Consider the following 12568-nt stretch of genomic DNA (forward strand, 5'->3'; position numbering starts at 1 on the left):
GTCCTGGCGAGTGAAAGCTTCGTGTCCACCCGCCCCTGACCGACCGTACGTCACCCCGACGCGTGCGCGGCACGGTAGCTTTTCCCCCGTCGAACCAGAGGCGCCCCCGCCGATCGGCTCCGATAAATTACATCACGTCACAAGCTGTCCCCTTTTGGGGGTTTGCGAAGTCGTTTCTTCGTGATGTTGTTTACTGAGGCCGCTGGGAAGGCGAACCTCGTCCCACACTGGAGGTCCCGGTGACGACACGTGGAGTCCTGTACGTACACTCCGCACCGCGCGCGCTCTGCCCGCACGTCGAATGGGCGGTCGCGGGCGTCCTCGGTGCGAGGGTCCAGCTCGACTGGATCCGGCAGCCGGCGTCCCCCGGGACCTGGAGAGCGGAGTTCTCCTGGCAGGGCGAGACCGGCACCGCCTCCAAGCTCGCCTCCGCCCTGCGCGGCTGGCAGATGCTGCGCTTCGAGGTCACCGCGGAGCCCTGCCCCACGGCGGAGGGCGAGCGCTACAGCGCCACGCCCGAGCTGGGCATCTTCCACGCCGTCACCGGCATCCACGGCGACATCCTCATTCCCGAGGACCGGCTGCGCGCGGCGCTCGCCCGCGCCGCCCAGGGCGAGACCGTCCTGGAGGCCGAGATCGCCCGACTCCTCGGCAAGCCCTGGGACGACGAGCTGGAGCCCTTCCGCTACGCGGGCGAGGGCGCTCCGGTGCGGTGGCTCCACCAGGTGGTCTAGATTCCCCGCCGGGGCCCGCAGGGGCGGGCCCGGGCGGGGGGTGTGTGATGGGTGTACGCACGGCGGCCGGGACGGCCGCCGTTCTGCTGTCCGGGGCGGCCTTCGGGGCGGCGGCGGTGCTGCTCGGCGGCTTCGTCGTGCGGGGCCTCGGCGAGATGCGGTACGAGTGCACCGGCAGCCTGCCGGACGCCACGGTGTGGTGGTGGCTGCTCACCGGCGCGGCCCTGCTGGCCGCGGGCCGGCTCACGTACGTACGGGGCACGGCCGCGAGGCGGACCGGGCCCCGGGAGGCGAGCGGCCCGGAGCCCGGCGGGGACCAGCAGGGCGGGGACCTGCCGGGCGACGACCCCAAGGGGCCGCTCGACGGGAAGCGTCCCGGTGCCGGTGGGCAGCGTCCCGGTGCCGGCGGGCGGGTCGCCGTCGTCCTCGCCGTCTGTCTCGGTCTCGTGGCCGGTGCCTGGGGCGTGGGCCGGTGGCCGGGCGGCGAGGAGGACCGGGCCGGCGGAAGCGCCGGTGACACCGGACGGAAGGCCCCCGCCGCGCGCCCCGCCGTCGCCTGGACGGTGCCGGCGGTCGGCGACGACGAGGGCCCCGGCGCCTGGGGTCTCGGTGACGCCGTCGTCCACGGCCGGCTCGACGGACTGACCGCGTACGACGCCCGTGACGGCAGACCGCGGTGGACGCTCGCCGCGCCCACCCGCCAGGCCGTCTGCTCCATGAGCCCGCGCGCCGACCGGAACGTCGGCCTCATCGCGTACGGCCGCCACGGCCGGCCCTGCGCCACCCTCGTCGCCGTCCACACCGTCACCGGCGAGGTGCTGTGGCGGCGGCCCGTCGGCGGGGACGGCGTCACCGCGAAGGCGGTCGTCGTCGGCGGCGCCGTCGCGGTCGCCGCGGAGGACCGGGCCGTCCGCGGCCGTACCGCCGGGAGTGGTGAGCAGCGCTGGCAGCGGGCACTCGGCAAGGACTGCGGGATCCTCGCCGTCGACGCGAGCGAGGCGCACACCCTGCTCGTCGAGCAGTGCGGCAAGGGTGCCCGGCTGATCGCGCTCGACACCGCCACCGGCCGTGAGCAGTGGATCCGCGCGCTCCCCGTCGAGTCCGACGCCACCGCCCGGGTGGTGTCCGTCGAGCCCGCCGTCGTGGCCGTCCACGAGGCGGACGACCGAGGCACCTCCGCCCTGTTCGGCTTCGACGACTCCGGAATGCCCACGGCGACCGTGCCGCTGTCGGGTCCCGACGGCACGGTCGTCGCCTTCGACCACGACCGCCCCCTCGTCCTCGGCGACCTGCTCGTCGCCCGAGTGGAGCGCAGCTCGTCCTCGGCGAAGAAGACCGTCGCGTACTCGCTGGAGAACGGCGCGAAGGTCTGGGAACACGCGGTCCCGGCCGACGGCGAGGACGGCGAAGTCACGCACGACGCGCTCGCCCGGCAGCCCGACGGCGGCGTCGGCGTGCTCGTCCGCACGCTCCTCACCCCCAAGGTCGTCCTGCTCGACCCCGCCACCGGACGCGTCCGAGCCGAACGCGCCCCCGAGGGCATGAACGACCTCACCTCGATCTACCCCGAGCTCCTGCCCGTCACCGGCGGCCACGTCGTCGTCAACCACATCTCGATGAGCGGCGAGCCGGGCCTCTTCGCGATCCGCTGACGCACCCGCGCCCCCGTGGGCGGGAAACGCCGAAGGCCCCCTGCCGGGACGTTCCGGCAGGGGGCCTTCGGGCGTACGGGACGGTGGATCAGACCGTACGGAAGGCGAGCACCACGTTGTGGCCGCCGAAGCCGAAGCTGTTGTTGATCGCGGCGATCGTGCCCTGCGGCAGCTCACGCGGCGCGTCCCGGACGATGTCCGCGTCCACGTCGGGGTCCAGGTCGTCGACGTTGATGGTCGGCGGGGCGAGGCGGTGGTGCAGCGCCAGGACCGTCGCGACGGTCTCGATGCCGCCCGCACCGCCCAGCAGGTGACCCGTCATCGACTTCGTCGCGGAGACCGCCACGTGGTCCAGGTCGTCGCCCAGGACCTTGCGCAGCGCCTTGATCTCGGCGACGTCGCCCTGCGGGGTCGACGTGGCGTGGGCGTTGAGGTGGACGACCTCGGCCGGCTTCAGGTCCGTCGCGTCGAGCAGGTTCTGCAGCGCCGCGGCGATGCCCCGGCCGGTCGGCTCGGGCTGTGCGATGTGGTGGCTGTCGGCCGACAGGCCCTGGCCCAGCACCTCGCAGTAGATCCGCGCGCCACGCGCCTTGGCGTGCTCCTCGGACTCGATCACGATCACGCCGGCGCCCTCGCCGAGGACGAAGCCGTCACGGGCCTTGTCGTAGGGGCGCGAAGCCTTCTCGGGCTCGTCGTTGCTCTTGGACATCGCCATCATGTTGGCGAAGGCCGCGATCGGCAGCGGGTGGATCGCCGCCTCGGTGCCGCCCGCGACGACCACGTCGGCACGGCCGGTACGGATCATCTCGACGGCGTAGCCGATGGCCTCGGCACCCGACGCGCACGCGGAGACCGGGGTGTGGACGCCCGCCCGGGCGTTCACCTCCAGGCCCACGTTGGCGGAGGGGCTGTTGGGCATCAGCATGGGGACGGTGTGCGGGGAGACCCGGCGGACGCCGGAGTCCTTCAGCACGTCGTACTGGTCGAGCAGGGTGGTGACACCGCCGATGCCGGAGGCGATGACGGAGCCGAGCCGCTCGGGCACGACCTCGCCTTCCTCGCCGGCCGGGGCGGTGAAGCCCGCGTCGGCCCACGCCTCGCGGGCCGCGATCAGCGCGAACTGCGCCGAACGGTCCAGCTTGCGGGCCAGCGGACGGGGCAGTACCTCGGAGGGGTCCACCGCGGCGCGCGCGGCGATCCGGACTGGCAGCTCCTCGAAGCGCTCGCCCTCCAGGGGCTTGACGCCGGAGCGTCCCGCGATCAGACCCTCCCAGGTCGATGCGGAGTCGCCACCCAGCGGAGTGGTTGCGCCGATACCGGTGACGACCACGGTGCGATTGGTCGAGCTCACAGGAATTCGTTCTCCATGTGTGTGATGGTCGAAAAACGGCGCCACCGCTGGGTGGCGGACCGGGTCAGCAAGGACCGAATCAGTCCTGGTGCTTCAGGATGTAGTCGGTCGCGTCGCCGACGGTCTTGAGGTTCTTGACGTCCTCGTCCGGGATCTTGACGTCGAAGCGCTCTTCGGCGGCCACGACGACCTCGACCATGGACAGGGAGTCGACGTCCAGGTCGTCGGTGAAGGACTTGTCCAGCTCGACGTCCTCGACCGGGATGCCGGCGATCTCGTTCACGATCTCGGCGAGACCCTTGACGATCTCGTCCTGGGTGAAGGCCATGGTGGCGCTCCTTCTGTGTGTGCTGAGGAAAAAGGGCTTCCGGAAGATCCGGTGTGCCTAGGGGAGGGTAACGACCGTCGCGGCGAAGACGAGACCCGCCCCGAAGCCGATGACGAGCGCGGTGTCGCCGCTCTTCGCCTGACCGGTCGCCAGGAGCCGCTCCATCGCGAGCGGAATCGAGGCGGCCGAGGTGTTGCCGGTGGTCTCCACGTCACGGGCGACCGTGACGTGCTCCGGCAGCTTCAGCGTCTTCACCATCGAGTCGATGATCCGCATGTTCGCCTGGTGCGGGATGAAGACGTCCAGGTCGTCCGCCGAGATGCCGGCGGCGTCCAGGGCCTGCTGGGCGACCTTCGCCATCTCGAAGACGGCCCAGCGGAACACCGCCTGGCCCTCCTGCGTGATGGCCGGGAACTTGATCTCCCCCTGCTCGTTGAGGGGGAGCTTGGACACGTCGCCGACGTGGAACTCGTTCCACGGCACGGTCTGCTTGATGGTCTCGGACTTGTCGCCCTCCGAACCCCACACGGTGGGGCCGATGTGCGGCTCGTCCGAGGGGCCGACGACCACGGCGCCGGCGCCGTCGCCGAACAGGAAGGCCGTCGCGCGGTCCTCCAGATCCGTCAGGTCGCTCAGCCGCTCCACGCCGATGACCAGGACGTACTCGGCCGAACCCTCGACGATCATGCCCTTGGCGAGGGTCAGGCCGTAGCCGAAGCCCGCGCAGCCGGCCGAGATGTCGAACGCGGCGGGCTTGCCCGCCCCGATCTTGTCGGCGATCTCGGTGGCCACGGCCGGGGTCTGCTTGAAGTGCGAGACCGTGGAGACGACGACCGCGCCGATCTGCTCGGGCGTGATCCCGGCGTCGGCGATGGCCTTGCCCGAGGCCTCCACCGACATCGCGGTGACGGTCTCCTCGGGGGACGCCCAGTGCCGGGTCGCGATCCCGGAGCGGGAACGGATCCACTCGTCGGACGAGTCGATCTTCTCCAGGATCACCTCGTTGGGCACCACACGCGTCGGGCGGTAGCCGCCGACGCCCAGGATGCGCGCGTACGGGGCACCCTTACTGGGCTTGATCTTCGCCATGCTTCTCGACACTCCTTGTCAGGCCGTGGTCGTCTCAGCGACGAGCGTGCGGGCCGCGTCGAGGTCGTCCGGGGTCTTCAGGGCCACGGTGCGGACACCGGGCAGGGCACGCTTGGCGAGGCCGGTCAGGGTGCCGCCGGGGCACACCTCGATCAGGCCGGTCACACCGAGCTCCTTGAAGGTCTCCATGCACAGGTCCCAGCGGACCGGGTTGGCGACCTGGCCGACCAGGCGCGCGATGACCTCCGCGCCGCCGGTGACGACCCGGCCGTCCTTGTTGGAGACGTACGCCGTGGCCGGGTCCGCCGGGGACAGCTCCTTGGCCGCCGCCTCCAGGGTGGCGACCGCCGGGGCCATGTGGTGCGTGTGGAACGCGCCGGCCACCTTCAGCGGGACGACCCGGCGGACGCCCTCGGGCTTGTCCTCGGCCAGGGCGGCCAGCTGCTCCAGCGTGCCGGCGGCCACGATCTGTCCGGCGCCGTTCACGTTGGCCGGGGTCAGACCCAGCTTCTCGAGGTGGGGGACGACCACCTCGGGCTCGCCGCCGAGCAGCGCGGACATGCCGGTCGCGGTGATCGCGGCGGCCTCGGCCATCGCCAGACCGCGGGTGCGCACGAGGCGCAGCGCGGCGGTGTCGTCGAGGACGCCCGCGAACGCGGCCGCGGTGATCTCGCCGACGCTGTGACCCGCGACGGCGCCGGGGGACACCTCGCCGAGGGCGGTGGCGGACAGCAGACCCGCCGCGACGAGCAGCGGCTGGGCCACGGCGGTGTCGCGGATCTCGTCCGCGTCCGCCTTCGTGCCGTAGTGGGCAAGGTCGAGCCCGATGGCGTCGGACCAGGCCGCGACGCGGTCGGCGGCACCGGGGAGTTCGAGCCAGGGAGTCAGGAAGCCGGGCGTCTGGGCGCCTTGGCCGGGAGCGACGAGTACGAGCACCCTCACACTCTCTCTTGTGGACGGTCCCGGACGCCCGTGGGGACAAGGACGAAGAACCGTCGGTCGAATTGTTGGTGTTCGACAAAAGTCTAGGACTGCGTCTCCGCGTCGGCCAAGCGCCCGAGGATCAGGGCGATCCGCAAGGTGAACGCCGAACGCACGTCGGAGGGTGACCAGCCGGTGACGTCGGTCACACGTCGAAGCCGGTAGCGCACGGTGTTGGGGTGCACGAACAGCATGCGTGCGGCGCCCTCCAGGCTGCTGGCCTGCTCCAGATAGACGCTGAGCGTCTCCAGGAGGGCCGAGCCGGCCTCCTCCAGTGGTCTGTAGATCTCCTCCACCAACTGCTCGCGGGCCGAGGGGTCGGAGGCGATCGCGCGCTCCGGAAGGAGATCGTCCGCGAGAACCGGACGCGGAGCGTCCTGCCAGGCCGAGCACGCCTTGAGGCCCGCCGCGGCGGCCTGCGCGGACCGGGTCGCGGCGAGCAGGTCGGGGACGACGGGGCCGGCCACGACCGGACCGGCCGCATAGGGCCCGATCAGTGCCTTCGCCACCGCCAGCGGGTTGTCGTTGCCGCCCGCGATCACGACGAGCCGGTCGCCGAGGACCCCCGTGAGGACCTGGAGCTTGGCGTGCCGGGCGGCCCGCCGGATCGCCTCCACGGTCAGCTCGCTGTCGCCGTCGGGCGCCGTGCCGAGCACGACGCACACGTGCTCCGGCGAGTTCCAGCCGAGGGCGGCGGCCCGCGAGACGGCGCCCTCGTCGGCCTCGCCCGAGAGGACCGCGTTGACCACGAGCGACTCGAGCCGGGCGTCCCACGCGCCACGGGCCTCCGCGGCCTGCGCGTACACCTGGGCGGTGGCGAAGGCGATCTCCCGCGCGTACACGAGCAGCGCCTCCCGCAGCACCCTCTCGTCGCCCGGCGCCGCGACCTCCTCGATCGCCGACTCCATGACCTCGATGGTGGTGCGCACCATCTCCACGGTCTGCCGCAGGGTGATCGCCCGGGTCAGCTCGCGCGGAGCCGTACCGAAGACGTCGGTGGAGATCGCCTGCGGCGTCTCCGGGTGCCGGAACCACTCGGTGAACGCCGCGATGCCGGCCTGCGCCACGAGACCGATCCACGACCGGTTCTCGGGCGGCATCGCCCGGTACCACGGCAGCGTCTCGTCCATCCGGGCAATGGCACTGGCGGCGAGCCGCCCGGAGGACTGTTCGAGGCGCTTCAGGGTCGCGGGGTGCGGGTGGGAGGCGTTCACGGGTTCAGACACGGGGACAAGACTGCCTTATCGGGACGGCCGCGTGCGGGGTCGGGGCGGTTTCGCCCGGGTCGTGACCTACCGTGATGCCGTGATACGCATCCAGCGCGCCGCCGAGCGCTACGCGGGCGGCACCCCGGAGACGGGCGAGCCCGGCATCGACACCCGGCACGCCTTCTCCTTCGGCCGGTTCTACGACCCCGACAACCTCCGCTTCGGCGCGCTGCTCGCCTGCAACGAGGAGCGCCTCGCGCCGGGCGCGGGCTTCGACGAGCACCCGCACAGCCACACCGAGATCGTCACCTGGGTCGTCGAGGGCGAGCTCACCCACCGCGACTCCACCGGCCGTGCGACGGTCGTGCGCCCCGGAGACCTCCAGCACCTCTCCTCCGCGGCGGGCGTCCGGCACGTCGAGCGCAACGACGGCCCCGCGCCCCTGGTCTTCGTCCAGATGTGGCTGGCCCCGCGGGAGCCGGGCGGCACTCCCTCGTACGAGGTCGTCCGGGGCATCGCCGACGCCACCCCGTACGCGGTCCCGGCGGCGGACGCGGTGCTCCACGTCCGCCGCCTGGCACTCGGTGACCGCACCGCCCTGCCGGACGCGGACTTCCTCTACGTCCACGTGGCGCGGGGCACGGTGCGCCTCGCGGGCGAGGAGCTGGCGGAGGGCGACGCGGCCCGGGTGACGGGGGAGACGGGGCTGGTGGTGCTGGCGACGGGGGAGGCGGAGGTGCTGGTGTGGGAGATGGGTGACGTTTCCGCTCCCTGACGAAGCGTCTTCTGCCGTCAGAAACCCCCGACTTGACGAAAGTTCCCCGTAGCGGGTCCGTGCTGATGTGACCTCCGTCACGCTCGATCACGGGAGTATGCCCGGTTCTCGTGCGACTGTTCGAATCTGGTATGTCCGGCCTGGGGTCATATCGCCTGGGTGGGAGCCCAATCCGGGTGCATTGACAGGCACCTTGCCCGAGCGTTGGATCCCTTCGCATGGAGATCACAGAGAGTTCTTGATCTTCACTTCGTGTGCATGTGGATCGCATGCCGGACCGTACGCGCCCCGTATACGCGGTGCGGTTACGGGTGGGGGGGATATACGTGAGACCGAGACGTGCAGAACGCGTCCGTAAAAGAGGGCACGCGGTGGCCCTGACGGCCGCTTGGGCGCTCCTTGTGAGCGCGGTACCGATGCTGACCGGCGCTCCTGCCGTGGCGGACGAGGCATCTGCGGCTGCTCTGACGGAGACAGAGCGGGCTTTGCGGGAGGCCGCTGACACCGGCAGCCGGGTCGAGGTGGTGGGGGAGCGGAGCGAACGCGAGACCGTGTTCGCGAACCCGGACGGTGCGACCTTCACCATGGAGAAGTCGATCGTCCCCGTTCGCGTGGACACCGGGGAGGGCTGGGTACAGCCGGACGCGACGCTCGTACGGCGAGAGGACGGCTCGATCGGCCCGAAGGCCGCTGCGGTGGACCTGTCCATCTCCGGCGGCGGTCCGGGGGCCGGCTTGGTGACGATCGGGGAGGCCGGGCAGTCGGTGTCGATGGGCTGGCCCGGCAAGCTGCCCACGCCTCGTCTGGAAGGTGAGCGCGCCGTCTACGAGGACGTCCTGCCGGACGTGAACCTGATCCTGACCGCGACGCTCGAAGGCTTCCGTCAGGTTCTGGAGGTGCGGACGCCCGAGGCTGCGGCGCTGCCGGAGCTGAAGGCGATCACGTACGACATCAAGGCGGACGGGCTGCGGCTGCGCGAGGGCGCTCTGGGCAGCGTGGAAGCGCTGGACGGAAACGGTCAAGTGGTCTTCCGTTCCCCGACCGCGCAGATGTGGAACTCCGCGGGCGAGGACGACGCGGCCCCTGCGGATGCCGGACTGAGCACGCGGAGCGCCGGCCTCAGAGCGCTGGACACCGCTTCCGCAGAGGACGTCCCCGCGCAGCAGGAGACGTCCGAGCCTGTCGCCCCTCCGCAGGAGGGCGACCCGCTGGCAGGGCCCGGGGCGGGCGACGAGGCCGCTGTCATGGCGGTGGAGCTGGCGAAGGACTCACTGACGGTGGTCCCCGACGCCGACCTCATCGCCGCCACAGGCGCGGAGGACTTCCCCCTCTACATCGATCCCTCGGTCGAGCTCAACGAGTCGGAGCGGACGGTGCTGTCCTCGGACGGCGACGTGTTCTACAACTTCTCCGGTGGCGACAACGGCATGAGTGTCGGCAAGTGCGGCAGCGCCGTGATCAATGGCGTGTCGTACTACTGCGGCTCGGGCTACGTGAACCGCATGTACTTCGAGTTCACGCCGGAGAAGCTCAGGGGCAAGCACATCCTGGATGCCACCTTCGCGGTGACCGAGACATGGTCGTTCTCCTGCGACAGCCGAATGGTGGACTTGCAGCGCACCGACCCCATCTCCTCGTCCTCCAAGTGGCCCGGCCCGGCGGTCAGGGATCACCTGGGTGACCGTGACGTCTCGGCGGGCCGGGGCACTGCCTGCTCTCCCTCCCAGCCACGAGCCGTGATCGAGTTCAACGACAACCCGGCCGAGACGGACGAAAACCTGACACCTGCCGTCCGGGCGCTCGCCGACGGCAAGCTGAGCGTGCTCACCTTGAAGCTGTCGGCACACGACGAGACGGACACGGTCGCCTGGAAGCGCTTCGACGACGACGCAGTCATCCGCGTGAAGTACATGAGCAAGCCCGCCCCTCCGGCGGAGTACGGATTCGCCTCGAGTTCCGCACCGACCTGCTCCAAGCTCGCTACGTCCCCGAACACGGTCACGGATCCCACCCCGATTCTGATGGCGACGCCCCGCACGCAGTCGGGCGGCGAGACCGGAGCCATGCTGCGGGTCTACTACGACATCGACGGGCAGAAGCCGGGTGAGACGACCTGGTTCGATGCGCCGCCGCCCACGGATTCCCTGGCCCCCACCACCGGGCATCTCTCCTACAGCACCACGGCGAGGGACTTCCCCAGCCAGGCGAAGGAATGGAACAACCCTCTCGCGGAGGACGGCACCCTGTACCGCTACGCCGCGTACACCTACTCCTACGCTGACACGTCCTACACCGCGCCACTCGGCAGCGGCAACAGCCCGTACTGCTACTTCAGGGTCGACTCCAAGGGCCCCAAGCCCCCTGTCGTGACGTCGAGCTCGGTGTACAAGCAGTGCGTCCAGGGCGGGGCTTGCGAACCTTCCGGCGGCCCGAACCAGACCGGTTCCTTCACCTTCGGTTCGGCCACCGGGGAGACCAACACGCACTATCAGTACAGACTCGATGATGCGCCGTGGAGCAGTTGGACGGCCATGGCCGGCTCCTTCACCGTCAATGTCACCCCGGGCTTGTCCGGCAGCCGCATGCTGTACGTGCGCGTCAAGGACGCCCAGGGCCGCGTAGGTGAAGAGGCGGTCAAGTTCCTGGTCAAGGAAGGGCCCGGTCCAGTGGGACGCTGGGACTTCAACGAGTCGTCCGGCCCTGCCGTCGACCGCTCGACCTCCAACACCGCCTTGCAGAACAACCTGGACCTCACCGCGACCGGTACGGGCCGGAACGACCGCGGCCGCCGGGGCGAGCTGACCGCAGCCGACGCTTCCAAGTCACCCGACAAGGCCCTCGCCCTCACCAGTGCGAGCCACGGCGCGGCATCGACGACCAAGCAGGTCGTCGAGACGCAGGCCTCGTACACCTTGACGGCGTGGGCGCGTCTGGACACCGCGGTCTCCGGCGTCGCGACGGTCCTGGGGCAGGACGGCGCGTACCACAGCGCCTTCTATCTGAGTTACTGCGGAGACGTGAAGACCTGGTGTGTCCGACTGCCCGACAAGGATGGTGGCGGCGCCAGCTTCTCCGCCCATAGGGTCGCCGCGCTGAATCCTCCGCAGCCCAAGGCGTGGACACATCTCGGCGTCGTCGTGGACAGCGGTGAAAGGAAGATCCACTTCTATGTGAACGGCGTTCTGCAGGGTAGTGACAGCCTCACGACCGCTCTATGGGCCTCGACCGGTGGACTTCAGGTGGGACGAGCGAAGTACATGGGCTCCTACGTGGACTACTTCCCGGGCGAGATCGACGAGGCGGCCATCTGGCAGGACAAGCTGTCGGCAGAGGCGATGGCGATCGAGGCGAGTCTGAAGGACACGCGGAACTGGGCGTACGCCGAGCTGGTCGCCCAGTACAACCCGCAGGGTGCGTCAGGATCTTCCCTCCCCGATGGCAGCGGCTATGACAACAGGCTGACCATGTCCTCCAGCGGCTCCCTGAACGGGGAGGACATCTTCCTGGACGGAGTGGACGACTCCGCCACGGCGGCACGGCCCGTCGTGGACGACACCGGGTCCTTCTCGGTGGCCACCTCGGTGAATGTCGAGGCCGGGAAGTTGTCTGCCCTGCCCACGGGTTCTCGCCTGCAGGTTCTCGGCCAGCAGTCCGGCACGGGCTCTTCCTGGAGCCTCTGGTTCGAGAAGACCGGAACGATACAGGTCCCTCTCCGTGACTCTTCCGGCCAGGAGGTGATCGGCGCGAACGGCGAATTCGTCATGAAGGACGTTCCCGTTGGGAGGTGGCACTTCGGGCGGCTCACCGCCGACGGCACAGGTGCCTCAGCGCGGACGACGACCGCCCAGGCCATCGACGGAGAAGTCCGGCTGACCGGTGTCTTCGATGCCGAGAAGCGGACGGTCACCCTCTACGTCAATGGCGGGCAGGCGGCCGCAGGGGTGGGCTACACGGCCGTGGTCGGCTCTGACTTCACCGTGGGGAAGGGCTGGACCGGCAGCTATCTGCCCGGCCGGATCAGCGACATCCGCCTGTGGGCGGGCGCCTTGACCGACGAAGCCCAGGTGGAAGCGGTCGTCGGTCACTGAGCCGACGCAGGTCTCCTCACCTGTCCCAGTGACCCATGGGGCGGGGCGCCATGGCGCGCTCCGCCCCCATTCGGTGCAGCTCAACCCAGCCGCCCTCCCTCGTCTTTCTCATTCTCCGCTTGATTGACCGAGCAGAAGGAGTCGTTTCGTCGTGTCCAGACGTATGCGTCTGCATCGACGCCAAGGTGTCGTGCTCGGCGCGTTGGCCTTCATATTGTCGATACCCACATCCCTGGTTCCGCTGGCACAGGCCGCGGAACTCCCCGGCCCCCCGCAGCTCCCGCCGTCCGCGCCCGTGAAGGTGTACGAGGTCAAGGAACCGGGTGCGAAGAAGGAACGTGCCAAGGTCCGGCAGAGCCAGG

Annotated in this window: 9 protein-coding genes; 4 read left to right on the forward strand and 5 right to left on the reverse strand. The window is 70.5% G+C overall.

From position 1 onward, the window contains the following. The first annotated feature begins 239 nt into the window (after nt 1-239). Entirely contained in the window at nt 240-734 is a 495-nt protein-coding gene (locus ABD954_RS23755) for a DUF3145 domain-containing protein (protein WP_345488636.1), read from the forward strand. A gap of 47 nt (nt 735-781) precedes the next feature. Then, on the forward strand, nt 782-2386 hold the full coding sequence (locus tag ABD954_RS23760; RefSeq protein ID WP_345488638.1) for an outer membrane protein assembly factor BamB family protein: 1605 nt from the start codon (nt 782-784) through the stop codon (nt 2384-2386). An 88-nt stretch (nt 2387-2474) separates the two neighbouring features. Here ABD954_RS23760 and fabF read toward each other — a convergent pair whose 3' ends face one another. The 5 genes from fabF to fasR all read right to left on the reverse strand — a co-directional run bounded on the left by fabF (nt 2475) and on the right by fasR (nt 7361). Then, nucleotides 2475-3737, reverse strand: a complete 1263-nt coding sequence (fabF, locus tag ABD954_RS23765) for a beta-ketoacyl-ACP synthase II (protein WP_345488640.1) — start codon at nt 3735-3737, stop codon at nt 2475-2477. A 79-nt stretch (nt 3738-3816) separates the two neighbouring features. Then, entirely contained in the window at nt 3817-4065 is a 249-nt protein-coding gene (locus ABD954_RS23770) for an acyl carrier protein (RefSeq protein ID WP_345488642.1), read from the reverse strand. A gap of 57 nt (nt 4066-4122) precedes the next feature. After that, on the reverse strand, nt 4123-5154 hold the full coding sequence (locus tag ABD954_RS23775; RefSeq protein ID WP_345488644.1) for a ketoacyl-ACP synthase III: 1032 nt from the start codon (nt 5152-5154) through the stop codon (nt 4123-4125). 18 nt (nt 5155-5172) lie between these two features. Continuing rightward, nucleotides 5173-6090 carry an ACP S-malonyltransferase gene (locus ABD954_RS23780; RefSeq protein WP_345488646.1) on the reverse strand — a complete coding sequence of 306 codons (918 nt, stop codon included), beginning with the start codon at nt 6088-6090 and terminating at the stop codon, nt 5173-5175. A gap of 89 nt (nt 6091-6179) precedes the next feature. Next, nucleotides 6180-7361, reverse strand: coding sequence for a fatty acid biosynthesis transcriptional regulator FasR (gene fasR / locus ABD954_RS23785; RefSeq protein ID WP_345488648.1), 1182 nt, complete (start codon nt 7359-7361; stop codon nt 6180-6182). Between the two features lie 79 nt (nt 7362-7440). Here fasR and ABD954_RS23790 point away from each other — a divergent pair, with 79 nt between their 5' ends. Both ABD954_RS23790 and ABD954_RS23795 read left to right on the forward strand, forming a co-directional pair. Beyond that, entirely contained in the window at nt 7441-8118 is a 678-nt protein-coding gene (locus tag ABD954_RS23790; protein ID WP_345488650.1) for a pirin family protein, read from the forward strand. Nucleotides 8119-8489: 371 nt separating this feature from the next. Continuing rightward, a complete protein-coding gene (locus tag ABD954_RS23795) occupies nt 8490-12206 on the forward strand; it encodes a LamG domain-containing protein (protein ID WP_345488652.1) in 3717 nt (1238 codons plus the stop codon). Nucleotides 12207-12568: the final 362 nt, after the last annotated feature.

Origin of the sequence: Streptomyces roseoviridis (assembly GCF_039535235.1) — a bacterium.
Taxonomy (GTDB): domain Bacteria; phylum Actinomycetota; class Actinomycetes; order Streptomycetales; family Streptomycetaceae; genus Streptomyces; species Streptomyces roseoviridis.

What these genes read in the sequence shown, in the direction of transcription:
- ABD954_RS23760 (WP_345488638.1), top strand. Translation starts at nt 782, where the DNA reads ATGGGTGTACGCACGGCGGCCGGGACGGCCGCCGTTCTGCTGTCCGGG.
- ABD954_RS23770 (WP_345488642.1), bottom strand. Translation starts at nt 4,065, where the DNA reads ATGGCCTTCACCCAGGACGAGATCGTCAAGGGTCTCGCCGAGATCGTG.
- ABD954_RS23775 (WP_345488644.1), bottom strand. Translation starts at nt 5,154, where the DNA reads ATGGCGAAGATCAAGCCCAGTAAGGGTGCCCCGTACGCGCGCATCCTG.